Here is a 24,673-nt window from a genome sequence, read left to right as displayed (position 1 = left end):
CTTTGTTTGTTTAATAAGCGGTAGTGCATAAGGTAGTAGAAAAATGCTTTACCTTTTTAATGTCATCCGTATAATGCACAGCGCGCTAGGGGTGTAGTTCGAATTGGTAGAACAGCGGTCTCCAAAACCGATGGTTGGGGGTTCGAGTCCCTCCACCCCTGCCACTTTCCCTTCATGTTTTTTAAATTCATCTTTATCATCTTTTGCTATTCTCAAGCTAAGTTAAATTCAGCAAGTTAATCATTCCGTATCTGCCATTTTTATTCTGGTTTCCACTTCTACTGTCGTTACCTTTTATTCTCGTTACCTTTTTTGTTCTCGTTAATATACAATGTTAAGCAATTAAACGAGGTTGGATTTTATGTCGCTTTCTACTTTTCAGCGTGCTGTGTTGCAAGAAATGGGGATCCCGGTATGGGTGAGCCAGTCATCGCTGCAAGATGAAGACTCGCACTCAGTTGCGGCTGATGTTGCTAATAAGCGCTCTGCCAGTGCTTCTTTTGTAACGACTAATAACCATTCTGCAGCTATGCCTTCTAATGAAGAAAAGCAAAGTCGGTTGGCACAACTTCGTGCGCAGGTATCATCAGATTCTCCCAAAGCCTCTGGCCAAACTAAATCTGCTGGCCAGAACGCCAGTGGTTCACCGTCATCGGCGCCGCAATCGATAGCTAGCAGTGCAAGCCAAGGGCAGTTTAAATCTGAGCCTACTCCATCATCGAATCATTCGCCGAACTTTTCATCCAATCCTGCTCCAAGTAGCACACCTGCTATAGTTGAATTAACCCAGGTGCAGCGATTACAGGGTAAACAGTGGCTACAAGATTTAGATGTTGCGCTAGCGTATCTTCAACTCTCCTTTACCAGCACTCAGGTAAAGATAGGGCAAGCTGTAGCAGTAACGCACGATGGCATCGTTTTACCATCAGCGCCTCACTTGCTTAACGCGGGAATGCAAAAGCAGCTGTGGAAAATGCTTTGTGCTTTATCCAACAATACAAGTTCGCCTGAAGCGCGTTAAATTCCCTAACTCGGTTGTCTATTTTGCATATCCAATTAGTTTCAGATTCAAGTAGTGCTGGCGCATTAGCGCAAGCCTACGGTATTCACGAAGCGTCCCAATTCAAACCTTGGTCTTATGACACGTTTGCTGATTGCACAACGGCTCCTTATTTCGGTGTCCTTGCCATAAAAGAAGATCAAGTAGTGGGTTACGCACTAGTACTTGAAGTGGTTGATGAAGCTACTTTAATGGATATTGCGGTAGACAAGCGTTACCGCCAAGAAGGGATTGGGCGGACGTTAGTGGACTATGTAAAACAACACGCTCAGCAAAACAAAATATCGTCCATGTGGTTAGAAGTTCGAGCCAGTAATGTTGGGGCAATTAACCTTTACGAAAATGCTGGTTTTGAACATATCGAAGTAAGAAAAGGCTATTACCAAACGGCAAAGGGCAAAGAAGACGCCAAAATAATGAAGGCTTCTTTCTAAACCGAGCATGCTAAACCGAGCATGCTAAACAAAAAATACTAAACAGAACACGCTAAACTGAATACATAATCGCACAAGTTATACCTTCTCGATCTACCCGTATACTTACGTTCCACACCTGTTCTTTGAGACAATACCACCCAATGTTTACTTTGTTAAAAACTAACTAATGAGGATAAATGCCAAAGGTTATCAATCGTGAGATTGTGCGGTTCAAACGGTTTGCAATTAATCTGGTGACCTATCCTGAAGGTCTTCGGGTAATGAGACATAACGACCCTGTTAGCGAAGGAAAATACTATAAGTTCAATGTGGTATTAAAGCAGCCAAAAGTAGGTGGGCAGTTCTGCGCCGACAAGGTTATCTTTAACCTGTTTAATCGTGTGTATTTCTTCAGGCCCGATTTATACAGTCATAGTGTCACGCCCATTCAAAAGGGACAGCGTAAGCTTTTGTCGGTAGCTATACTTTTACCATAGCCATAGCCATAGCCATAGCCATAGCTTTAGTTGCTTTTGCCTTCATGCGCGATAAGGCACCTAATTATGTTGTTAAGGTTTATTTTTTGTTCAACGTAATTCCCGTATATTGCGCGCCTCAGTAAAATTTCACTTACTGTGCTTATTTTTTGTGAAACTGCCCATGCTTTTTCATTTTACAGGTATCTACTATGTCTTCTGCGTTGCCAGCTCCGTCCGTTCAAGCCAAGGGCATTAAAATGCTGTTTGTTTCAGTGTTGTGCTTAGGCTTAAGTTGGCCAGCAATGAAACTAGGCTTAGATTCCGTAAGTGCGTATTGGATGGTGGCACTTAGGCTATTATTTGCGTTACCTGTTATCGCCTTATTTGTGTTTATCACCAAAAAACGATTACCTACTTTTTCACGCCCAGACCGCGCGGTTATCTTTACGGTAGCGGTGGTACAGTTTATTGGCTCTATGGGGTTAATTACGGTTTGTTTGCAATATATTCCAGCAGGTACGGCGAGTATTCTAATTTACACCACACCATTGTGGATGTTAGTCATTGATACCTTGTGGTATCGACAGCGTCCTACAGCAAAACGATTATTACTAACCAGCACATCCACATTAGGTGTGGCTATGATCTTGTTTGCATCTGGCCAGCCTGGAGCTTGGTTACCTTTGTTTGGCATGCTGTTAGCATCAGGGCTATGGGCAGTGTCTATAAGGCGTGTATCATTTCACAAATGGCATGGCAGTGTTATTGATGCGGTGTTTTGGCAGTTCGCGTTGGCCGGTGTGGTAATGCTAGCTGTTGCGTGTGTCATCGAGGGTGTCCCCAATTTTTCTGAATACGGCTGGCGAGGCTGGTTGTCACTATCTTACATTGGGCCAATTGCCACGGGCTTAGGTTTTGGTCTTATGGTCTCTGCTGGGCCTAAACTGCCTCCCGAACGCATAGTACTTATTAGCACATTAACGCCTATTATTGGCTACGTCAGCTCGGTGATTCTACTCGGTGAAACTTTGCTGCCAATGGTGATTGTTGGCGCCACCGTTATGCTTTGTGCGCTGACCCTCAATGCGTTGCCAAAGTCGGCATTAAAAAAATTGATATCAAAGGTGCCCGGGCAAACTAAATAAATAGGTAAACAGGGCGAACAAATAAGCTGGTGCTCTGTTATACCTGTACTAGAACGAAGTCGCTATAGCGTGAGGCGTGGTTGTATAAAATCTAAGAAAGCCGAGATACGTGAGGATACTGAACTGTTTCGGTAGTACACCGCTTGTACGGGTTCTCGGTTGTTTGGCGTAAGTAAGTGCTCGCCTAATACGCTGATAAGTTTTCCGTTTTTTAAATCATTTGCCACCATAAAGTGCGACAGCAGGGCAATGCCTTGGCCTGCCAAGCATAGTTGCCTGATAGTTTCCCCACTAGATGCCTTTAAGTCGAAGTTGAGTTTAACCTCTTCTGATAAAGGCCATCGGTTCAAGCTTGCGCTACTGGAAAACCCAATGAGTCGATGTTTGCCCAATGAAGACAGCGCAACATCAACGTTCGAGCTAGCGAGATATTCTGGACTTGCCACTATATGAAGCGCGCTTCGCCCCAAGGTTTTTGCATGTAGGTTAGAATCGCTAAGGTCACCGATTCGAATGGCAATGTCGGTTTTGTGTTCAAGCAAATCTATAATATTGTCGTGACTGGTGATATCGAGTTTTATTTCTGGGTACGCTTCGCGAAACTCGCCAATCAACGGGGTTATCTGATGCAGAACGAATGGGCTTGCAGCGTCTACTCTTAATAATCCAGGAGGCTTTTGATTTAGCAAACGTAGCGCTTCTTCGCCTCTTTCCAACAAATTCAAACTATCACGGGCGTACTGTAAATAGACTAGCCCTTCTTCGGTTAGCTCTAATCGGCGGGTGGTACGATTGAGTAGGGTGACATCAAGTACACCTTCTAAACGTCCCACAGCGCGAGACACTTTAGCCACTTGCTGACCGAGCAATTCAGATGCGCGAGAAAAGCTGCCAGTATCTACAACAGCAACAAAGGCTTCGATATCTTCGGTTTTGGCATTAACAGGCATAGGTTTCAGTCTATTTACTATTTTAGAAGCTCAAGTTTGAAAGACTAAAGCTTTCAAGGCTAATATACGAGAGGGCGTGTTAAGAGGCCTGCCAGTCCACGGTTGGATTATAAGCGCCCGAGTATTCATCAACACCTACTCATCGCGGTCATTAATACCATAGTTTACACAGTACATTATCAATAACGACAAAAGTATTTTGGTATTATTACTGTTTTTAACAACCAAAACAATCTGCACTACACGCCCTAGTTAAAGCAAAAATTCAATGGTTTCACGCGCAATGAATTATCACAGGCTGGGCATTACGTCTTGCGATGCGTAAAAAGCGATTGAAGACAATTATTGTGGCTGTTACGCCATGCAGCCTACATGGCTCATACTTCGCATGTCTTGTCTCCGCTGTCGTCAAGCTGAGCGCTAAAAGTGTAAATAATGCTGGATATCGGTATTGTTAATACTGAAAGCACTTTTGTTTCAAATGATACCGGTTTATATTTCGATTAATTTACGGCGCTATACGCCGTAAAAGTTAATAATAGTAAACCGCTATTTATTATGTTAGTTTATGTATGTTGTTTTTTACGGCGATTAGCGCCGTAAGTAAAGCTAATAGTAAACTAGAGGGTTGTCCGCTTGGTTAATAGCACTACTTCACATGATGATGTAGCAAAAGGGGCTTACAAACAGTCTCTTAAAGCACTTCTACCTTATGGCATGCTGGCTACTAAAAAGTGGCTGGCTGAACAAGGCTTAAATACCCATGCCATCGATAACGCAGTGAAAACAGAAACTTTATTATTACTGGCTACTGGCGTATATAGCCAGTATTCCCGCTCATTGAGCTGGGAAGGAGTGGTCGCCTCAATGCAGCGTATGAATATGCACCACTCGGATAATCTACCTTCAGTCATCGTCGGCGGATTGTCGGCATTGTCTTTGTCGGGGTTGTCGCAGTATCTTTCGTTAGGCAGCACGCCACATATACATCTATATGCACAAGGCAAGTTGCCATCATGGCTGGGGCGTTTGTCGTTGCCCGTTGTCTGTGAGGGGCATAGTACTAATACCTTATGGCCAGAATGGCTGACAAAAGATAAAAGTTTTATCAGGCTGCATGAATGGGGCGCCGAACTTCCCCCTGTATATTTTTCATGTCCTGAAAAAGCGTTATTGGAACTGCTGGTGGATTTGCCCAATGCCGTAAGTTTTGAACATGCTGATGAGATAATGCAGGGGCTAGTGAATTTATCACCCAGAAAACTCGATACACTTTTAAAAGCTTGCAAAAGTGTAAAGGTAAAACGCTTGTTTTTTTGGTTGGCTAAACGTCAGAATTATCCTTGGTTTAAGAAGCTAGGCGAAACTAGCTACGATTTAGGTTCAGGTAAGCGTGTTGTGGCTAAAAGCGGAAAGCTGGATACAGATTATTTGATCACTGTGCCGTCACATATGGCAACGGAAAGCGAAAGTTAGCTATGGATAGGAACAGTATTTATTACAAGCAAGTGCAGTTATTGATGCAAGTGTTGCCATTTGTCGCTAAGCAAGAATGCTTTGCGCTTAAAGGCGGTACGGCGTCAATCTCTTTGTCAGAGAGTTTCCGCGCTTATCGGTTGATCTTTATGCCGGTGAATTTGCAAATATGAGCGAGACGGATGTACCGCTTAAGGAGCTGGTGGCCGTGAGAGAGCGTTTGGTAGCGCTGATTCACCAGGGGCTGACCAATAGTGAAAAAGGTTTTTTATTATCGTTTAAGAACCGAGAGCCGAATTGGGGATTACTTAATCTAGACGATGTAAGTGAACTTCCGGCCATTAAGTGGAAACAGATTAATCTGGCCCAAATGCCAGATGAAAAACATAAGCTAGCATTAGATAAGCTTAAAGAAGTACTGAGTGTTTGATTTATAGTACTTAGTTATTTTGCTAGAATAGCGCTCAAATTTTTCAATGCTTTGATGGAAGGTTTTGCTGGGTGTAGGCTATGGCAATCTGCTTGATGATCAGGGCGTAGAGTTAACTTTATTTTTTGTACAAATAGTTGTACAAAATAGGAATTTAGATACATGGCAAATGCCGATTTTCTTAACGAAATCAATAAGCGAAGAACGTTCGCTATCATCTCGCATCCAGATGCGGGTAAAACCACCATTACTGAAAAAGTACTGTTGTTCGGAAACGCACTGCAAACTGCAGGTACGGTAAAAGGTAAAAAGTCTGGCCAACATGCTAAATCAGATTGGATGGAGATGGAAAAAGAGCGTGGTATATCTGTAACTACCTCTGTAATGCAATTTCCTTACAACGATCATCTGGTTAACTTACTTGATACGCCTGGACACGAAGATTTCTCGGAAGATACCTACCGTACACTTACCGCAGTAGATTCTTGCTTAATGGTTATCGATGCCGCGAAAGGGGTAGAGGATAGAACCCGTAAGTTGATGGAAGTCACTCGTTTACGTGACACACCTATCCTGACCTTTATGAACAAGCTTGACCGCGATATTCGCGATCCACTAGAAGTGATGGATGAAGTTGAGAGCGAACTCGATATTCTCTGCGCACCTATTACCTGGCCAATCGGTTGCGGTAAAAGCTTTAAAGGGGTTTATCACCTTTATCGTGATGAAACCATTTTGTATCAAAGTGGCCATGGGCACACTATTCAAGAAGTTCGTATCTTAAAAGGGCTAGATAACCCTGAACTTGAAGATGCCATTGGCAGCGACCTAGCTGAAACTTTACGTGACGAGCTAGAGCTTGTGCGCGGTGCATCAAATGACTTTGATAAAGAGCTCTTTTTAGACGGCCAGCTTACGCCAGTCTTTTTCGGTACCGCATTGGGTAACTTTGGTGTCGATCATATGCTTGATGGCATGGTTGAATGGGCACCTGCGCCCCAAGGCCGTGAGACCGACGAAAGCCCCGTTGAATCGACAGATACCAAGTTCAGTGGTTTTGTATTCAAAATACAGGCGAACATGGATCCTAAGCACCGTGACCGTATCGCGTTTTGCCGTATTGTGTCTGGCAAGTACGAGAAGGGCATGAAAATGCGCCACTCACGACTTGGTAAAGACGTGCGTATTTCTGATGCATTAACCTTTTTGGCCGGTGATAGAGCCTTGCTTGAAGAGGCGTATGCGGGAGATATTATTGGCCTGCATAACCACGGTACCATTCGAATTGGCGATACCTTCACCTCAGGCGATAACTATCGCTTCAGTGGTATTCCTAACTTCGCACCAGAATTATTTAAGCGCATTCGATTGCGAGATCCGCTAAAACAGAAGCAATTGTTAAAAGGCCTTATCCAGCTTTCTGAAGAAGGTGCAGTACAGGTATTTAGGCCACTTGCCAATAATGACCTAATTGTAGGTGCGGTAGGTGTGCTTCAGTTTGATGTGGTCGTCGCCCGCTTGAAGGCAGAATACAATGTTGATGCGTTGTACGAGCACATTAACGTAAATACAGCCCGATGGGTGTACTGTAAAGACGAGAAAAAGCTGGATGAGTTCCGCCGCAAGGGTGAGCAAAACCTTGCACTAGATGGTGGCGATAATCTTACCTATATCGCACCTACTAGAGTGAACTTACAGCTGTCTCAAGAACGTTTTCCAGACATCGAATTTAAAAACACGCGCGAAAATTAAGATAAAGAACAACTATGAATATACATGCATTATTAATTAATCGATTTAGTGAAGCTTTAGAAACAATGGGTGTTGAAAACGCACCTATTCCAGTATCGCGCAGTGTTCGTCCTGAATTTGGTGAATATCAATTCAATGGCGCAATGGCGTTGGCGAAACAACTTAGACAAAAGCCTCGCGATATTGCAGAAAAGATTGTTGAGATTGTAAAACTTGACGATGTAGCCAGTAAACTAGAAGTGGCTGGCCCTGGTTTTATCAATGTCCATTTGAACAACGAGTGGCTGGCAAATCAGTGTGAGCTAGCGCTACACGACCCACGTATTGGTGTAGCAAAATCGCCAGAGCAAACCGTAGTGGTCGATTACTCTTCTCCAAACCTAGCCAAAGAAATGCACGTAGGGCACTTACGTACCACCATTATTGGTGACGCTGTAGTTAAAGTGTTGGAGTTTTTAGGTCATAAAGTCATTCGCCAAAATCACATGGGTGATTGGGGGACGCAGTTTGGTATGTTGTTGGCGCATTTGTCAGACAAACTGGAACAAGAAGTGGCTGAAACGGCGTTATCCGATTTAGAAGACTTTTACCGTGAAGCCAAAGTGCGTTTTGATGACGAAGAAGGCTTTGCCGATCGTGCCCGAGAATACGTGGTTAAGCTTCAAGGCGGTGATGAAAAGTGCCTGAGCTTATGGGAAAAATTCATTGATGTGTCTATTGCACACTCTGAAGACGTTTATAAGAAATTAAACGTAAGCTTAACCCGTGCTGATATTATGGGTGAGTCTGCCTATAACCACGATTTAGCTAACGTGATAAGCGAGTTAAAAGAAAAAGGTATAGCAGTAGAAGATCAAGGCGCTCAAGTAGTATTTATTCCTGAGTTGGCCGACAAAGAAGGCAATCCTGCGGTTTATATTGTACAAAAATCCGGTGGCGGATATTTATATGCCACCACAGACTTGGCCGCCATGCGCTATCGTAGTGGTACGTTAAACGCCGACAGAACGCTTATTCTTACTGATGCTCGCCAAGCGCTACATTTCAAGCAAACCGAAATAGTAGGTCGTAAAGCGGGATTCATGGAAGAGGCACAAACCTATGAACACTGCCCATTTGGCATGATGTTAGGCAGTGATGGTAAGCCGTTTAAAACCCGTACCGGCGGTACGGTTAAACTGGTTGAATTATTAGATGAAGCAGTAGAACGTGCAGGTAAATTGATTGCCGAACGTGACAACGACTTATCAGAAGATGAATTAGCCGAAGTTGCCCGTAAAGTAGGTATCGGCGCAGTAAAATATGCCGATTTAAGTAAAAACCGTACCACTGACTATATGTTTAACTGGGACACCATGTTGAGCTTCGAAGGTAATACTGCCCCGTATTTGCAATACGCTTACACGCGGGTTAAAAGCTTATTCAGAAAAGCAGGTGTTGCTATTGAAACCATGCCAGTAGATATCAATATTGTTGAAAAACAAGAGCATGCTTTGTCGGTACTGTTATTGCAGTTTGAAGAGGTGGTAGGCTTGGTATCACGTGATGCCACGCCACATGTGTTGTGTACATACTTGTACGAACTAGCTAGCGCCTTCATGAGCTTCTACGAAGCCTGCCCAATGTTAAAAGACGGCATCGATTTGAAAGTAAGAGACAGTCGTCTTGCTTTATCAGCGCTAGTTGCCAATACGTTAAGCCAAGGGTTGAACTTGCTTGGTATCGAAACATTGGAAAAAATGTAATTCAGATAGCGTAAGCGATATCGGCTGAATATTTGCGAATGCACATATTCAGCATGCAATACCTATGTTTTTACTTAAAAAAGCTGACACTCGTGTCGGCTTTTTTATGCCTCGTTGTCGAGAAGCTGTGGTGTAGGAGATTTCCACTCGGTTTTAGTGGACCAATGTGCTATCCATTCAGGCATATCAGTGGCGGGCATAGGCCGAGCTATACCGTACCCTTGTGCTAGCTCGCAGCCTAAATTTAATAACGATGTGCCATGGGCAATAGTTTCCACCCCTTCAGCAATAACACTGCGATTAAATGATTTGGCTAGGGCGATAACCCCCACTACAATAGTTCTATCTTCAGGATCGATTAACATATCACGCACAAAGGTTTGGTCTACCTTGATGACCTTTGCCGGCAATCGTCTTAAGTAAGTGAGAGAGGAATAACCGGTTCCAAAGTCATCAATGGCAAACGTGACCCCTAGTTTTACGCAATCATCCATAATTTCCGCGACTTTTTTAATATCGCCTAGCTTACTGGTTTCTAATACTTCTAACTGAAACGCTTCAGGGGGAACATTGGGAACTTTAGCCAACAGACGAGATAAGCGAATAGGAAAGTTTCTTTGCTGAATCTGCAACGCAGAAATATTCACACTAATGGGAATATGAACCCCTAATTCCTTCCAGCGACTAAATTGCTGCAATGATTCTTCGATAACCCATTCACCAATGTCTATACTGAGCTGGTGATTTTCAATAAAAGGTAAAAAAGCTGCAGGGGAAAGTATGCCGTCAACAGGATGTTTCCAACGAATAAGGGCCTCTGCGCCAATAATTTCTCCAGTGCGCATATTCACTTTCGGTTGATAGTAAAGCACGAACTCTCTGTTGTGTAAGGCTGTTGTTATACTCTGGAGTATTTCATGACGTGCTTTTATGGCGTCCTCAGACTCTATATCAAATAGGTGATAGCAATTTTTACCTTTCTGTTTTGCCACATACATCGCTTGGTCAGCGTGGCGGATAAGCTGGTCGGCATCGGTGTTGTCTGCAGGGTAAAGCGTTACCCCGATACTGGCAGATACTTTAAGTTGATGCTCACCAATTTTTACCGGTTCAGATGCGACTCTGAGCATATTCTTAACGATGGCAGCAAAATCTTGAACTTGCTTTAGGTTGGCCAATACCGCAACAAACTCGTCACCTCCAAAGCGTGAAATAGTGTCAGTTTCTCGCAATGTTCCTTTTAAGCGGTGAGCCAAAATGACAAGTAGTTCATCACCTACACTATGGCCGAAGTTATCATTTATTTCTTTGAAACCATCTAAATCGAGTAGGGCGACTGCCACAAACCCCCTGTCAGATTTACACTGGGCCAGTGTTTTATCTAGTCTCTCAGCAAGCAATGAGCGGTTAGGCAAATTAGTTAACACGTCATAATGCGCCATATGCTCTAATTTATATTGCTGTTCTTTGGCTTCAGAAATATCGCTAAATATAGCGATGTAATTCTTAACATTACCTTCATCATCATTAACCGCGCTAATGGTTAAAAGTTGAGCGTAAACTTCATGATTTTTACGTTTATTCCAAATTTCTCCCGCCCAATAGCCTTTGCTTATAATAGATGCCCATAGGTGACGGTAGAACTCAGGAGACTGCTTTCCAGATTTAAACATATTGGGCTTTTTGCCTAACACTTCGTTTCGCTCATAGCCTGTTATATCAACGAAGGTTTCGTTCACATCTATAATATTGGCGTCGCTATCTGTGATGAATATGCCTTCTCTTGCGTGAGAAAACACACTTGCTGATAATTTTAGTTTTTCTTCTAGATGCTTGTTCTTAGTTATGTCCTGAACTAACGAGGTTACGCTTATCACATTGCCAGCTAGGTCAAGAATAGGAGTGCTATACCATTCGCAGATTATTGGGTGACGTAGTTTAGTAACGTTTTTATTTATTTTTCGCTTTGGCGCCTTTTTCTTAAGCAGTTGAGCGAATCCGTTGTCTATTTCCGTTTGAAGTTCAGGGGGGATAATGAGCTCCGAGGCATGTTTACCAATCGCTTCTTCTTTTTTATAGCCAAAAATAAATTCTGCCGATTTATTCCAATCGGTACAGATAAGCTGAGGATCCCAGGCTATGCACCCTAAAGGCGTATTTTCGATATGACTTGCTAATATATTTTTACTTTCCAGCAAGGAAGCTTGGCTATCGATGAGTCGTTTTTCTGCCTCAAGCCGTGTTTTTGCCATCGAAGTGAAGCGTTGCTGTAGTTTAACCAACTCAACACTACCATGCATCGGCGCGTCGCTTACCTCTTTGCCCTCAGCAAGAGCTTTAGTAGATTGAAGTAAAGTGCGTATTGGTTTCAGTACATTTCTTCGCACCCCCCATACTGAGACACCTACAAGTAGCATGACTATCGCGGTCAAAATTCCCGCCGTTTTAATCAATCGTTTATTAATGGCTTCAAGGGTTTGTTTAAGAGGAATGCCCACCGTGATATTGATTTGCTTGCCATCTTCAAATAATGGGCGTTTTACATAAACCCGTTGATAGGGGGCATTGCTAACAAAGGCGCTGGAATTAGTTGCAGTATTGGAACTATCTATTGCAGCGCTGGAGGTGTTTAATGGGGTCCCTAAGAGGCTATTGTTCGTTGGATATGCGGCAACAATTTTATTCTCGCTATCGGTAATGTAAGCCACGGTATTATCAGGTAAATGGGACTCAGAGAGTGCTTCACTCCACCATTCTAGTGAGATAACCGCTACCACTAACGCCACCACAGAATCGTTTGTAGTGTTCATTACCGGATAGGCAAAATTCACACTGGTAAGGTTAGTTGCTCGGTCTATTTGAAATTCACCTATCGAAAATTCACGAGTAGCTAGCGCCTCTTGAATGTAAGCGCGATCGAAGACATTTACGGGGGTTTTTATGGGGTGGGCGTTACACAGTAGTTCGCCATCTGCCCGTGGTACGCCGAGGTTAATATAGTTACTATTTACCTTAAGTACATCGGCAAGAAATGCACTGCATGCTTGGGAGTTTGGATTTTTAACCGCATCGAAGCTGGCAAGGTTTTGCAGAAAAATACGTGTTTTATCAATAAGCGCAGATTGGAATTTTGAAGTGGCTTGGGCGGTATTAACCGATTGGCTTATGGCAGCTTCTACAGCGCGCTCTCTTTCAACGTATGAGTCGTAAAAAACACCAATCAACCCTGGTAGGGCAACCATAATGATGAGAAGAATTATTCTCGACTGCAGTGTTTGAAAAAGATACGCCATGTAATTTTTTATAAATCCATTTTACGAAGGTGACTACGAAAAATGTAAGATTTATCGTAGTGTATAAACATAGCAAACCGTGCGTTATCTTTGGTTGTATTGCAAGCGCACTGGCAACTGGGGTAAGTATAGTAATAATACTATAAAAGCGTTAACTATGATTAACGTGTTGCTTTAACTAAATTTTATTGAATGCGTCACGACTTGTTTACTAATAGAGTAGGGAACTATTTTACAGTAACGTTTAATTAATAGGCCCGCCCTTCGCATTTTTATGTTCAATAATGTAGTAATGTATCCGCAACGGCACGTTAAATTTGTAATGACACCAATACAGGAATTTATATTATGACGAAGCTACTTGCTTTTGCTGGAAGCACACGGAACGGCTCTTTTAATCAAGCGATACTCACGGTTGCAGCTGAAGGAGCTCGGGAGTCGGGCGCCAAAGTAACTGTGGTTAATCTAGCCGATTATCCAATGCCTCTGTTTAATGAAGATGAAGAGAAAGTGTCTGGCGTGCCAGAAAATGCAAGAGCCTTCAAGCAGCTGTTAACTGAACATGATGGTTTCTTAATTGCTTCTCCAGAGTACAATTCGAGTTATCCTGCACTACTTAAAAATGCCATAGATTGGGCTACTCGCATGGAAGAAGGTGATAAACCCATGCAGGCTTTTAAAGGCAAGACGGCAGGGATTATGGCTGCATCTGCCGGCGGTTTGGGCGGAATGAGAGTATTAGTGGTTTTACGCATGCTATTGGCAAACATAGGCGTTACGGTGTTACCAGCACAACTTGCTGTAGCCAAAGTGAATACCTTAATGGATAACAATGGCGTAGTAACCGACGAGAAAACCATCAAACAACTTAAAAACTTGGGTAAACAAACCGCTGAATTAACGATGAAAATGACCGCACAGGTTCTATAAGGTAGGGCTAGTGCTCAGGCGAGGGGGCGACAAATCGTCGCCTCTATTTTTTCTCAATCTAGCCTTTTGTAATTTAGTCTTGCTCTACTTCATTAATAAACCACTTGATCACATTACCTATTGCAAAGTTAGCATATTGGTCTGAACAAATCTGATATCCCCGAGTTTCAGATTTTAATCGCGGCCCTAACTCAACAAGTTTACCATCTTCTATAAAAGGGTTTATTAACCCTTCCCATCCTAAACAGAGACCATGCCCGCCAATTGCCGCTTCAACAATAAGGGGGTAATTGTTGTAACGAAATAAAATTGGACTAGAAGAAGGCTTCACATTTAACGCTTGTGCCCAGCGTTGCCAATTTAACCACCTAGAATCATCTACATCTTTATGCAGTAGAGGAAGGTTTCTAAGGTCACTAAGCATTTGGCCGGCCTTTAAACCATGATTAATAGCGAAATCCGGAGAGCAAACCGGGAAAACCACTTCGGGAATTAACATCTTTTCAAACTGGTATTTACCAATTTTTGATGAGAAGTGAAATAATATATCTGCATGTGCAGTGGTGAGGTCGCTTAAGCTATTCGTGGGTTGGATTTCAAAAAGATAAACAGGAAAGGCTTGTTGTAAACGTTGTAGCCTAGGCATTATCCAGTGAAACGCAAAGCCAAAATAGGCACTAATAGATATCTTTGTTTTTGTATCGCGAAAATCTTTACGAGCATTATCAGTAGCACGCAGAATAGATGATGTAGAGCCTCTTAACTCGTTGTAATACTTAAGCCCTTCAACGGTAGGGGTAACGGGTTTCTTACTACGGTCAATTAAAATACCACCTACCACATCTTCCAGGGCGCGAATTCTTTGGGATACCAATGGCTGTGTAATACCAAGATCTTCCGCTGCTAATGTCATAGAGCCATGTCTTACCGTTGCTTCAAAACACAATAAGCCGTTAAGGGTAGGTAACTCAGATTCTTTCATTATTACTAATTTGCATGTTAGCTATAAGGCTTTGCTACTGTAATATAAACCACGATTACTTGATACTTCTCTTATTGATTTTTAAGGGAGATTCTCGTGCAGCAAATAGACTATGTTATCAACGAAGCGAATGCTTCCGTGTCAGCGATTGTAAATGGACAACACTATCCTTTACCCGCATTGTGGCTTCGAGAGCGTTGCCAAGATTCTGAAAATCTTGATAAAACCACCAAACAGCGCTTTTTTGACCCACATCAGCTAGATGAAAATGTGTCGCTGACCAAGGTAGAAAAGAAGCACAATACCCTAGCTAACCTTACGTTTAGTGACGGGTATTCAGGTGAGTACGATTTGAATGAGTTCGCTGCCGACTTCGATGTTTGGGACGGTGCGCCTAACGATATAGCGTGGAAAAGCGATGTAGACAAGTCATTGTTTCATATTGATTTAGCTACATTGAAATCACAAGAGGGTTTAATTAAAGGAATAGAAATATTTTTAACCTACGGCGTATTAATTGTTGATAACGTGCCTACTGAATCCGACGCGGTATTAGAAGTAGCAAATTTATTTGGGCATGTAAGGGAAACTAACTTTGGTAAGTACTTCGAGGTATTTACCCGTCCAAATTCGAACGATCTTGCCTATCGCTCTGTGCCGTTAGGGCCGCATACTGACAACCCTTACCGTAACCCCATGCCGGGTATTCAACTTCTGCATTGTTTAGAAAATCAGACTACCGAAGGATTGTCGACGTTGGTCGATAGCTTGTCAGTTTTAGAACAGCTGAAAAAGGAAGATCCGGAAGGTTTCGCCCTGCTTTGCAAGGTACCTGTTCGTTACCGTTATTACGACAACGATGTTGATTTGATAGAAAGACGTACCATGATTGAGTCTGACCCTAGTGGCAGAATTACGGGTATCGCATACAGCCCTCGCTTGGACTATTTGCCGCTGTTACAAGATGAAGACATGATTATATTTCATCGAGCCCGTAAACGTTTGGGGCAGTTGTTATGTTCGCCTGAATACGAATGGCGCTTCAGATTAGAGCCGGGGCAATTGCAGATGTTCCACAACACCCGCGTATTACATGGGCGCACCGGGTTCGACCCGAGCGAGGGGCGACGTCACCTGCAAGGCGCTTATATTGATATTGATGCGCCGAAAGGCCGTTACAATGCGCTTAAAAGAAAGCAAAGCTCTATTCGCATCCAGGATGAACTCGAAGCAGAAAATACGAACGGTGAGTTTAAAATAGTTAATAGCAAGGCTACAGCAGAAACAGCAGAAATGAGAGGTTAAGAAATGGAAACTGTTCAATTTCGCCAAATGAAAGACGGAACAAAAGAAGAGTATTTGTTTCTTACCAAACATGAAGATGAATACGCGAAAGGCTTGCCCGATAGAATATTGGAAGCGCTTAAAAATTTAGAGAACACCTTATCGGGTTATCAGGTTTCACGGCTTGGACACTCACTACAATCAGCAACTCGTGCTGAAGCCGATGGTGCCGATGAGGAAATGATAGTCGCGGCACTTATCCATGATCTTGGTGATGACTTAGCGCCGCACAATCACTCACAATACGCGGCTTCAATTTTGCGCCCCTACGTACGCCCCGAAGTAACTTGGATTATCAACCAGCATGGGTTATTTCAAAACGTGTACTACGCCCACTTTTTAGGGGGCGATCCGAATGAGCGCGACTATTTAAAAGATCACCCTTGGTATCAAGCTTGTGTGGATTTTTGTGAAAAGTGGGATCAGTCGTCATTCGACCCTGATTACCCAACTAAACCACTCTCACACTTTGAGCCCTTAGTCAGAAAGATATTCTCTAGAACGGCTTTCGATCCTCAGTATGTAGGTGAACAAACCATGGGGAAAAGTGCAGTAGATATCGCTATGTCGGGGACGAGTGAGTAAATGGTGTAAGCCTTGTAAATGTTAGGTAAAGGCATAAGTGGTTCTGTTCTTGTGTTGGTCTATACCCCCATATAACTAAGTGCACGGCATAGTCGCCGTACTCTTAATTTGTTGGGAGTAATACTTTATGAAACTACTTATGAAATTACGCTTAATACCCATTATTTGCTCAATCACTTTGCTAAGCGCGTGTGCGGTGCCGCTGCATGGAGGTGGTGCTCGTGGCGGCTTTCACGGTGGAAATGCCGCACTAAGTATCGGCGCTGGCATTGCGGCAGGGGTTGCTGTCGCCGTGCTTGCATCTCCGCGATATGAGCCGGGGCATAGGGTGAAGCACTTACCTAAAGACGCTGCCTTTATCCGCCATCGAGGCATAGACTATCGATATAGAAATGGTGTGTATTATCGCAAAATGGGGGGCGATTTTACGGTAGTGCTTCCACCCCCTGGTGTCATCATTCACACCCTGCCTGACCACCCTGATACTATTTTTGTCGATGGGGAAACTTACTATGTTGTAGAAGGGGTGTACTACAAGCGCATAGATGGTGAGTATATCGTAGTGAAGGCTCCTGTTGAGTGGCCGCGAGCAGAAACCAACGAGTATGAAGCAGGCAAGCGCTATGATGTCCTTCCCGAAGATGCGCAGCCAGTAAAAGTACATGGCACTCAATACTTTTTGTACGGTGGTTTATATTTTCTTCCCCAATCATCTGAAGGGAAAGTTAGCTATCTAGCGGTAAGATTGAACTAGGGTTGTGAGGGCACCAATTTTTCATATTGCTATTTTATTCATAGACATGACACACTGAAAAACTACGCTTGTTTATGAATGGAACGTGAGTTCATGCTACAAAAAATTATTACGTTTTCTTCCAGTATTTTGCTGTCGATACTGGCTATTTTATTGTGCTTTGGTGTGTTAGATGCATTATGGCTAGGTTGGATAGCCCGAGATTGGTATACCACTGAAATGGCGACCTTACTGCGGGAAAACTATATTACCTGGCCTTGGGTGGTGTTCTATTTAATGTATGGTTTTGTCGTCTTTGTATTAGCCGTAGTGGCGAACAGAGATAAACCACTTTACTACGCAGGTATTGATGGAGCGCTGCTTGGGCTCGCCAGTTATGGTGCTTATAACCTAACCAACTACAGTATTGTTGAAGGCTTTACGCTGTTTATAACCGTGGTGGATTGGGCGTGGGGCACCTTCTTAACCAGCGCAAGCGCAATGGCTGGCTGGGTAGGTTTTCAAAAAGCGAGAAAGCCAGACAGCATCTGAACTGATCGTTCGAAAAAATAGTTAGCTTTTAAAAAGAGGGTTTACGACATTTTAAAAGCGTAGCGAGCAGGTTCATTGCTGGCTACTAACTCATGAATTACGCGCGGCAAGCAAGCGCAATTCTTTTGAGATATACATTCTGTTGGTTTGCATGTAAATCCATAGTTTGGTCGCAATTTGTGCCTGAAAGCTCAGTATTAATAATACCCCCCAGAATACTTGCTCATTCTGGTGAACCGTAAAAAACTGATAGCCAGTGTAAAAAAGAGCAATAGAAAATAGTACACCTAAGCCGTAAGCTGCTTTCATCATCCAGCCCATGTTGCTACTGAAACCTAGTTTAAGGTAACCGCCTAAACTTTTGTTTTCACTCATTAATGAGTCAAGTTCTTCTGATTGCTTATTAAGATCTTGTTTTAGCTTTTGTTCAAAGTTCATAGTTAGATTCCTCGTATATAGAAGTGCGAAGCGTTTCTCTTGCGCGTGATAACCGTGATTTAACGGTTCCTTCTGGAACATCCAGCGCAAGCGCGGTTTCCTGAACTGAAAGCCCATTTAAGTAATGAAGCTCTACTACGTCAGCTTCAGATGCAGGCAAGCCTGCTAGTATTGGCATAAGCTGGCCCATGTCCAAAGCTTGGTCTGCTACTTGAGAGTCGCTAGCGTCTTCATGAGCGCTATTTGCTAATATTTTATTTTTACTGCTTTTCACCCAGTCAGAAATTTCCCACTTCAGTGCTTTGAATAACCAGCTTCTAAACAGGGTGATATCGTCAAGCGTTTTAATTCTCTTACTGATTTTTAACCACACATTTTGTACAAGATCTTCGGCTAACATAGTGTCGTTAACCCGCACAAACGCAAAGCGCTTCATAGGTATGAAAAAGTGCGTGTAGAGCATATTAAATGCACGGTCATCACCATGCTTTGCTTGCAGTACAAGCAGGTTAATCATGTCTAAAGTTAACGCTGTAGATTTGCTCATAAATACCGCAAAATTAATTCAATAAGTCCTTTCAATAAGGCCCTCAAAAAATCCAGTAGGGCACGTAATACATCACTTGAAAAAGTACAGAGTCCATGTCGTTTGGTAGCCGTTTTCTTACTAGTACTGTTACTAATCTTGGCGCGGCTTTTGGGGCTAGTATTGTAACGATAAGTATTGATTTTGTTGTTAGTATGGCAGCACATTTTCATTCGATGTCACTATAACAGTGTGTATTAATTATTAAAGACGACAAATACACTCACTAGGTTCGTACACTTTTAACTTTTTATTCTAGATTTTGCCTTTGTCCTAACCATGCTCTTCATCTTATAGGACTCTGGAATTTGTTTTTTTAGATATGACACCCATTATCGGGTTAATGAAATTCTTACCAAGTCGCTAAATAAACCTGCTCAGGCGACTGTTTTATTTCTCAAAGCCCCTATCAAATTTCGTCCAAATTCGGTACTATCCGCGGTCTTATTTTACAGTTGATAAGCGGACTATGTTTGAAGTAAACCCCGTTACCAATGCGATAAAAGATATCCGCGAGCGCACCGACGCGCTTAGGGGGTATCTTTGACTTTGATGCGAAGTCAGAGCGCTTAGAAGAAGTTAACCGAGAGCTTGAAAGCTCCGAGGTTTGGAACGAGCCGGAACGCGCACAAGCGTTAGGCAAAGAAAAGGTGGCCTTAGAGCTGGTTGTAGAAACGATTCACAACCTTGAGCAGGGCACCGAAGACGTTGAAGGTTTGCTTGAACTCGCCGTTGAAGCAGAAGATGAAGAAACTTTCGATGAGGCCAACAAAGAACTAGAAGGCCTGCTGGAGCAACTTGAAAAGCTTGAGTTTCGCCGTATGTTTTCCCAGCCTAACGATGCCAACGATTGTTATATTGATATTCAATCTGGCTCTGGCGGTACAGAAGCGCAAGACTGGGCGAATATGCTCCTTCGCATGTACCTTCGTTGGGGTGAAGCCCACGGCTTTAAGACCGAACTTATTGAAGTGTCTGATGGCGACGTAGCGGGTATTAAAAGTGCTACCTTGCGTATTGCGGGTGAGTACGCTTTTGGTTGGTTACGTACCGAAACGGGTGTGCATCGCTTAGTGCGTAAGTCACCATTTGACTCAGGTAACCGCCGTCATACGTCATTTTCATCAGCGTTTGTTTACCCTGAAGTGGATGACGATATCGATATTGATATAGACCCTTCAGATTTACGTATTGATACTTACCGCGCATCTGGCGCGGGTGGTCAACACGTAAACAGAACAGATTCCGCGGTGCGTATTACCCATGAACCTACAGGTATTGTAGTGCAGTGCCAAAACGACCGCTCGCAGCACAAGAATAAAGATCAGGCGATGAAGCAGCTGAAAGCTAAACTCTACGAGTATGAGCTTCAAAAGCAAAACGCCGAGAAACAAGCGATGGAAGACAGCAAGTCAGATATCGGCTGGGGAAGTCAAATTCGTTCATACGTACTAGACGACTCTCGCATTAAAGATTTGCGTACTGGCGTGGAAACACGCAACACTCAGGCCGTGCTAGATGGTGGCCTGGATAAATTTATCGAAGCCAGCCTTAAATCAGGGCTGTAATCCGAACAACGAAAGTGAATAGGTTATGACTGACCAACAAACCGACGAAAATAAATTAATTGCTGAGCGCCGAGCAAAACTAAGCGCAATTCGTGAGCAGTGCCGTGCAAATGGCTTCCCAAACAGCTTCCGTCGTGAAAACTATGCTGACGAACTTCAAGGCAAGTTCGGTGAATTAGATAAAGAAACCTTGCAAGAGCAGGGTAACAAAGTAAGCATTGCTGGCCGTATTATGGCTAAGCGTGGCCCGTTTATGTTGCTTCAAGACATGACTGGTCGCATTCAAGCTTACGCAGACAAAGACACCCAAAAAGCCCTTAAAGCGCAGTACGGTGCGTTAGATATTGGTGACATTATTGGTGTTGCTGGTGTTTTGCATAAGTCGGGTAAAGGCGACTTATATGTGAACACGGAAAAGTATGCATTGCTAACAAAAGCGCTGCGCCCTCTACCAGAAAAGTTCCATGGCCTAAGCGACCAAGAAACCAAATATCGTCAGCGTTACGTTGACCTTATTACCAGCGAACAAACGCGCAGAACCTTTATGATCAGAAGTAAGATTGTAAATGGTATTCGTAACTACCTTACTCAGCGCGACTTCCTTGAAGTAGAAACGCCTATGCTGCAGGTGATCCCAGGTGGTGCAACTGCGAAGCCGTTTGTTACACACCATAATGCGTTAGACATTGATATGTACTTGCGTATTGCCCCAGAGCTTTACTTGAAGCGTTTGGTAGTAGGTGGTTTCGAGCGCGTGTTCGAAATTAACCGTAACTTCCGTAACGAAGGGCTTTCAACACGTCATAACCCAGAGTTCACCATGTTGGAATTTTATCAGGCCTATGCTGATTTCAACGACCTGATGAACCTAACAGAAGACATGTTGCGTACTCTTGCCGAAGATATTTTAGGTTCTAGTGTTATTACTAACACCACTAAAGATACCGACGGAAACGTGGTTTCAGAAGTACAGTATGACTTTGGTAAGCCGTTTGAGCGCTTAAGCATGGGCAACGCCATTTTGAAATACTGGCCAGAAGCTAATGAAGCCGCTATTCGCGACCCAGAAGCGAACCTTGATGCACTTAAAGCCATGGCGAAACAGTTGCATATTAAAGAGCCTGAAGTTGATGGTATTTGGGGTGCTGGTAAATACTTATGTGAAATCTTCGAAGCCACTGCGGAAGAGAAGCTTGAACAGCCAACGTTTATTACCGAATATCCGTGGGAAGTATCGCCACTTGCTCGTCGTAACGATGAAAACCCATTCATTACCGACAGGTTTGAATTCTTCGTTGGCGGCCGTGAGCTAGCAAACGGTTTCAGCGAGTTAAATGACTCTGAAGATCAAGCTAAGCGTTTCTCTAAACAAGTTGAAGAGAAAGATGCAGGTGATGATGAAGCGATGCACTACGACGAAGATTATATTCGTGCGTTAGAGTATGGTTTGCCGCCTACGGCCGGTGAAGGTATTGGTATTGACCGTTTGGCAATGTTATTTACTGACAGCCCAACGATTAAAGACGTGATTTTATTCCCGCATATGAAACCTGAAGTGTCGAAAGGCGCCGAAGAAGAATAAGCTGCGCAAATAACGTTATGCGTTAGTTACTTTATATAAAGTAGCGTTATAAAATACTGCGTTATAAATTATAAAAACAGCTTACAGCGCTTATGTTAAACGCGCAGTGATTTGTTTTGTAAGAAGGGTATTGAGGGGAACTTCAATACCCTTTTTTTGTGCCATGCTAACAATGTAACCATTAATAGCTTCAATTTCGGTTTGCCTTTGGTTCTTCACATCTTGATGCATACTGGAGTAATTGCTGCCGGTAAGGCCAGCAACTTTAATTACCTGCTGTTCAATTTCAATAGCATCAAAAGACTGCCCACATGCGTTTGCCACTTGAGCAAACTCTTCACAAAGTATTTTACGTTCTTTCGCAAACAGATCACCAGCAATATGGCTATTGGTTATATTATTCAGCGCAGTTAGCGGGTTTATCACCACGTTAATAGCAAGCTTGGCCCACAACGCTTTCATGATGTCAGTTTGATAACGCACTGGTGGAAGTAGCGCATGTAAAGTGTGACACACACTTTTCGCCCACTCAGGCATAGTGAGTTGTTTGTGTGAAACCAAATGGGGAGCAATACCAATTTGGGTGTTGCCCACACCGGTGTAAATAACCTGAGTTGACGTGCGCTTCATTGCCCCATGGCTGGTGGTAGCAAGCAGCAATGGTTGCTGGGCTGGCAATATAGATTTTGCTATTTCATACCCACCCATACCATTGTGTAGAAGCACAACAGGGGTACGCTTATCGATAAGTGGCAGCCATTGAGTAAGCGCGGTTTTCAAGTGGTGCACTTTTAATGGCAATACCAACATATCGCTAGGCGAAAGATGTGGCTTGTTACTGTTGATTTGCCTAATGGGGTATTCGGTGCCGTCAGTCCATTCTACAAAATAGGGTGTGGGTGTCTCAGTTTTAGCGGGCTCAAATTCAGGTTTCTCTATACTCGCTTTGTTAACTTGAAACACTGGGTTTCTTGGGTAAAGCGCGTAAGGCATGGCTTGTTTTTCTGCAGCCCCAGCAAGTAAAGAACCAATAGCGCCACTGCCCGCAATGTGGATTTTTTTTATTTCGAGCTGCTCAGCCTTAAATTTGCCTTGTGCCTGCGACTTGCTCTTACCCAATAGGTTTTCTGTTCCTTTCGCACCTTGCTTGGCTTTTTGACCTTTCATAAGCTTTAGGTTTTGCTAACTAGCTGTAGTAAAGAAGGGGCAATCGCAGGCCAATTGAAGGTATCTGGCTCAGGTAATTCAGTAAGCCAACGCTTTACTTCGCTATCAGTAAATAAATCACCAGAGAGTATCGGCGCTTTCACTGAAATAGTGCGAGAGGGAAGGGGAATGCGTAGCCAGCCGGCATGTAAATGTAATCTGTCGGATGGTGCACCGCTATAAAGTGTGTCACCAAGTATCGCTGCGCCCACACTCTTAAGGGCGACTCGAATTTGATGGGTTTTTCCTGTAAGCGGTTTTACGATAAATCCGCGATAGCCAGGTTTGGCTGATTGACTAAAAAACTGGGTGACTGCAGGGTTATCTTTGCTTTTAAGAAGCATGAATTGGCCGCCGCGACGGTTTTTCATATCGCCTACAATAGAACCTTGTTTCTTTTTCGGCTTGTCGGCACTAATGGCTAGGTAGTATTTACTAACCTGACGGGATGCAAAGGCATCACCAATAAGCGCTGCTGTTTGGGCATTTTTGGCTAAGCACAGACAGCCAGAGGTGCCGGTATCTAAGCGATGACAAAGGTGAAGTTGGCTATAACCGGTTTGTTCTCGAAGTAGGGTGACAATACCAAATGCATGGGTGTCTATTTTACTATCTATTTTACTACCTATGTTATTGAGACCGCAGGCGTCAGCGCCTTCACCGGCGCTAATGTTCTCAGCAGTTCCAGTACTCTGGGTATTTGCAATATTGGCAGTATTAGCACAGTCATGCATGGCGATGCCGGAAGGCTTGTTGACGATAAGCACATCTTCATCGTCAACTAAAATAGGTATTTCGTTCACTTAGGCTTTTTCAAGCAGGGCGATGGCTTCGTCGTAGTCTAGTTCGTCTACCGCGTCTTCAATTCCTTGCTTCGTGTCAGCAGAAAGTGAAAGCACGCTTAGCCACTCATCAAGTGTCGATTGGGAAATGAATTCACTGGCTTTTAATGCGGCCATAAATTGCTCACGAGCTTGTGTAGCAACTGCGCTATTTGCTTCAGGCGCAGCGGGCTCAGGGGTTGCAGATAGTGCATCTACAGCCGCTATGGTTTCATCAACAAGAGCAGAAAAACTGGCGTAGTCATCAGGAAGGCATTTGTCATTTCTAACGCTTGCTTCAACGGGTTTACTGGCATGATGCAAAGCAAATAAGCCTAAGTTACCTGCCACACCTTTTAGCGTATGGATTAAAGAGTATGCCTCGTCGAAATTCCCTTCTTTCACTAATTGCTGTAAATCATCGTTTGCTGAGCGATATTCATCTGAAAACTTATTTAATAAGGTTAACAACAGTGTTTTATTACCACTTAGTTGAGACATGCCAAATTCAAAATCTAAGACTGTTGCGGGCTGATCCATATAAGTTCCTTTAACTACGTTTTTATACTGTGTTCTATGCCAGTGTATTTCAGAATTTTA

At 43.4% G+C, this 24,673-nt stretch carries 23 protein-coding genes, 1 tRNA gene and 1 pseudogene; 17 read left to right on the top strand and 8 right to left on the bottom strand.

What is annotated here, in order from left to right; all coding sequences use genetic code 11:
• Positions 1-87 precede the first annotated feature (87 nt).
• From C7Y69_RS04480 to C7Y69_RS04460, 5 genes are all read left to right on the top strand, one after another.
• Positions 88-164 (top strand) — tRNA-Trp (locus tag C7Y69_RS04480).
• 197 nt (positions 165-361) lie between these two features.
• Positions 362-1,021 carry a hypothetical protein gene (locus C7Y69_RS04475; protein WP_013785023.1) on the top strand — a complete coding sequence of 220 codons (660 nt, stop codon included), beginning with the start codon at positions 362-364 and terminating at the stop codon, positions 1,019-1,021.
• A 23-nt stretch (positions 1,022-1,044) separates the two neighbouring features.
• Positions 1,045-1,494: a ribosomal protein S18-alanine N-acetyltransferase gene (rimI, locus tag C7Y69_RS04470; protein WP_126871936.1), complete on the top strand. Its 450-nt coding sequence runs from the start codon at positions 1,045-1,047 to the stop codon at positions 1,492-1,494.
• 179 nt (positions 1,495-1,673) lie between these two features.
• Positions 1,674-1,973: a 2OG-Fe(II) oxygenase gene (locus tag C7Y69_RS04465; RefSeq protein ID WP_126871935.1), complete on the top strand. Its 300-nt coding sequence runs from the start codon at positions 1,674-1,676 to the stop codon at positions 1,971-1,973.
• Positions 1,974-2,164: 191 nt separating this feature from the next.
• On the top strand, positions 2,165-3,100 hold the full coding sequence (locus C7Y69_RS04460) for a DMT family transporter (RefSeq protein WP_126871934.1): 936 nt from the start codon (positions 2,165-2,167) through the stop codon (positions 3,098-3,100).
• A gap of 62 nt (positions 3,101-3,162) precedes the next feature.
• On the opposite strand, the gene C7Y69_RS04455 is transcribed toward C7Y69_RS04460, so the two are convergent.
• A complete protein-coding gene (locus C7Y69_RS04455; RefSeq protein WP_126871933.1) occupies positions 3,163-4,050 on the bottom strand; it encodes a LysR family transcriptional regulator in 888 nt (295 codons plus the stop codon).
• A 636-nt stretch (positions 4,051-4,686) separates the two neighbouring features.
• Here C7Y69_RS04455 and C7Y69_RS04450 point away from each other — a divergent pair.
• The 5 genes and pseudogenes from C7Y69_RS04450 to argS all read left to right on the top strand — a co-directional run bounded on the left by C7Y69_RS04450 (position 4,687) and on the right by argS (position 9,453).
• Entirely contained in the window at positions 4,687-5,526 is an 840-nt protein-coding gene (locus C7Y69_RS04450) for a type IV toxin-antitoxin system AbiEi family antitoxin (protein WP_126871932.1), read from the top strand.
• Positions 5,527-5,528: 2 nt separating this feature from the next.
• Positions 5,529-5,674 (top strand): annotated as a pseudogene (locus C7Y69_RS21780) (nucleotidyl transferase AbiEii/AbiGii toxin family protein); the annotation flags it as partial.
• Between the two features lie 21 nt (positions 5,675-5,695).
• The gene (locus C7Y69_RS21775) at positions 5,696-5,956 is read left to right on the top strand and encodes a hypothetical protein (protein ID WP_244360026.1); all 261 of its coding nucleotides are present in this window, start codon (positions 5,696-5,698) and stop codon (positions 5,954-5,956) included.
• Between the two features lie 162 nt (positions 5,957-6,118).
• The gene (gene prfC, locus C7Y69_RS04440; protein ID WP_013785014.1) at positions 6,119-7,708 is read left to right on the top strand and encodes a peptide chain release factor 3; all 1,590 of its coding nucleotides are present in this window, start codon (positions 6,119-6,121) and stop codon (positions 7,706-7,708) included.
• 14 nt (positions 7,709-7,722) lie between these two features.
• Positions 7,723-9,453 (top strand): arginine--tRNA ligase, encoded by a 1,731-nt coding sequence (gene argS / locus C7Y69_RS04435; RefSeq protein ID WP_126871931.1) that lies wholly within the window; start codon positions 7,723-7,725, stop codon positions 9,451-9,453.
• Between the two features lie 104 nt (positions 9,454-9,557).
• Here the strand turns inward: argS and C7Y69_RS04430 are convergent, their stop codons facing one another.
• Positions 9,558-12,746, bottom strand: a complete 3,189-nt coding sequence (locus C7Y69_RS04430; RefSeq protein ID WP_126871930.1) for an EAL domain-containing protein — start codon at positions 12,744-12,746, stop codon at positions 9,558-9,560.
• 348 nt (positions 12,747-13,094) lie between these two features.
• Between C7Y69_RS04430 and C7Y69_RS04425 the strand changes: the two genes are divergently transcribed.
• Positions 13,095-13,676 carry an NADPH-dependent FMN reductase gene (locus tag C7Y69_RS04425; protein WP_126871929.1) on the top strand — a complete coding sequence of 194 codons (582 nt, stop codon included), beginning with the start codon at positions 13,095-13,097 and terminating at the stop codon, positions 13,674-13,676.
• A 73-nt stretch (positions 13,677-13,749) separates the two neighbouring features.
• Here C7Y69_RS04425 and C7Y69_RS04420 read toward each other — a convergent pair whose 3' ends face one another.
• Complete coding sequence (locus tag C7Y69_RS04420) at positions 13,750-14,658, bottom strand: LysR family transcriptional regulator (RefSeq protein ID WP_126871928.1); 909 nt, start codon at positions 14,656-14,658, stop codon at positions 13,750-13,752.
• A gap of 96 nt (positions 14,659-14,754) precedes the next feature.
• Here C7Y69_RS04420 and C7Y69_RS04415 point away from each other — a divergent pair, with 96 nt between their 5' ends.
• The 4 genes from C7Y69_RS04415 to C7Y69_RS04400 all read left to right on the top strand — a co-directional run bounded on the left by C7Y69_RS04415 (position 14,755) and on the right by C7Y69_RS04400 (position 17,872).
• A complete protein-coding gene (locus C7Y69_RS04415; protein ID WP_013785009.1) occupies positions 14,755-15,963 on the top strand; it encodes a TauD/TfdA family dioxygenase in 1,209 nt (402 codons plus the stop codon).
• Positions 15,964-15,966: 3 nt separating this feature from the next.
• On the top strand, positions 15,967-16,587 hold the full coding sequence (locus C7Y69_RS04410; RefSeq protein WP_013785008.1) for an HD domain-containing protein: 621 nt from the start codon (positions 15,967-15,969) through the stop codon (positions 16,585-16,587).
• Between the two features lie 127 nt (positions 16,588-16,714).
• The gene (locus C7Y69_RS04405) at positions 16,715-17,341 is read left to right on the top strand and encodes a DUF6515 family protein (RefSeq protein ID WP_013785007.1); all 627 of its coding nucleotides are present in this window, start codon (positions 16,715-16,717) and stop codon (positions 17,339-17,341) included.
• Between the two features lie 93 nt (positions 17,342-17,434).
• The gene (locus C7Y69_RS04400) at positions 17,435-17,872 is read left to right on the top strand and encodes a DUF2177 family protein (RefSeq protein WP_013785006.1); all 438 of its coding nucleotides are present in this window, start codon (positions 17,435-17,437) and stop codon (positions 17,870-17,872) included.
• Positions 17,873-17,962: 90 nt separating this feature from the next.
• Here the strand turns inward: C7Y69_RS04400 and C7Y69_RS04395 are convergent, their stop codons facing one another.
• Together C7Y69_RS04395 and C7Y69_RS04390 are read right to left on the bottom strand one after the other, a co-directional pair.
• On the bottom strand, positions 17,963-18,310 hold the full coding sequence (locus tag C7Y69_RS04395) for a DUF6768 family protein (protein ID WP_013785005.1): 348 nt from the start codon (positions 18,308-18,310) through the stop codon (positions 17,963-17,965).
• On the bottom strand, positions 18,300-18,857 hold the full coding sequence (locus tag C7Y69_RS04390) for an RNA polymerase sigma factor (protein WP_013785004.1): 558 nt from the start codon (positions 18,855-18,857) through the stop codon (positions 18,300-18,302). The genes C7Y69_RS04395 and C7Y69_RS04390 overlap by 11 nt, the downstream gene beginning before the upstream one ends.
• A 508-nt stretch (positions 18,858-19,365) precedes the next feature.
• On the opposite strand from C7Y69_RS04390, the gene prfB reads away from it, so the two are divergent.
• Positions 19,366-20,464, top strand: a protein-coding gene (gene prfB / locus C7Y69_RS04385) for a peptide chain release factor 2 (protein WP_126871927.1) whose coding sequence is annotated in 2 segments (ribosomal slippage) — positions 19,366-19,440 and positions 19,442-20,464 — 1,098 coding nt in all. Because the reading frame shifts where the segments join, the coding sequence is not laid out codon by codon here.
• Positions 20,465-20,489: 25 nt separating this feature from the next.
• Positions 20,490-22,046: a lysine--tRNA ligase gene (gene lysS / locus C7Y69_RS04380; protein ID WP_126871926.1), complete on the top strand. Its 1,557-nt coding sequence runs from the start codon at positions 20,490-20,492 to the stop codon at positions 22,044-22,046.
• A 90-nt stretch (positions 22,047-22,136) separates the two neighbouring features.
• Here the strand turns inward: lysS and C7Y69_RS04375 are convergent, their stop codons facing one another.
• Genes C7Y69_RS04375 through C7Y69_RS04365 form a run of 3 tightly spaced genes read right to left on the bottom strand, consistent with a single transcriptional unit; the run spans position 22,137 to position 24,613 of the window.
• Positions 22,137-23,213, bottom strand: coding sequence for a ketopantoate reductase family protein (locus C7Y69_RS04375; protein WP_260563421.1), 1,077 nt, complete (start codon positions 23,211-23,213; stop codon positions 22,137-22,139).
• A gap of 5 nt (positions 23,214-23,218) precedes the next feature.
• Complete coding sequence (locus C7Y69_RS04370) at positions 23,219-24,055, bottom strand: pseudouridine synthase (RefSeq protein WP_126871925.1); 837 nt, start codon at positions 24,053-24,055, stop codon at positions 23,219-23,221.
• Complete coding sequence (locus C7Y69_RS04365; RefSeq protein WP_126871924.1) at positions 24,056-24,613, bottom strand: Hpt domain-containing protein; 558 nt, start codon at positions 24,611-24,613, stop codon at positions 24,056-24,058.
• Positions 24,614-24,673: the final 60 nt, after the last annotated feature.

This window comes from Alteromonas sp. KS69, assembly GCF_003989595.1.
Lineage (GTDB): Bacteria > Pseudomonadota > Gammaproteobacteria > Enterobacterales > Alteromonadaceae > Alteromonas > Alteromonas naphthalenivorans.
This window is presented reverse-complemented; position numbering and strand designations above follow the sequence as displayed.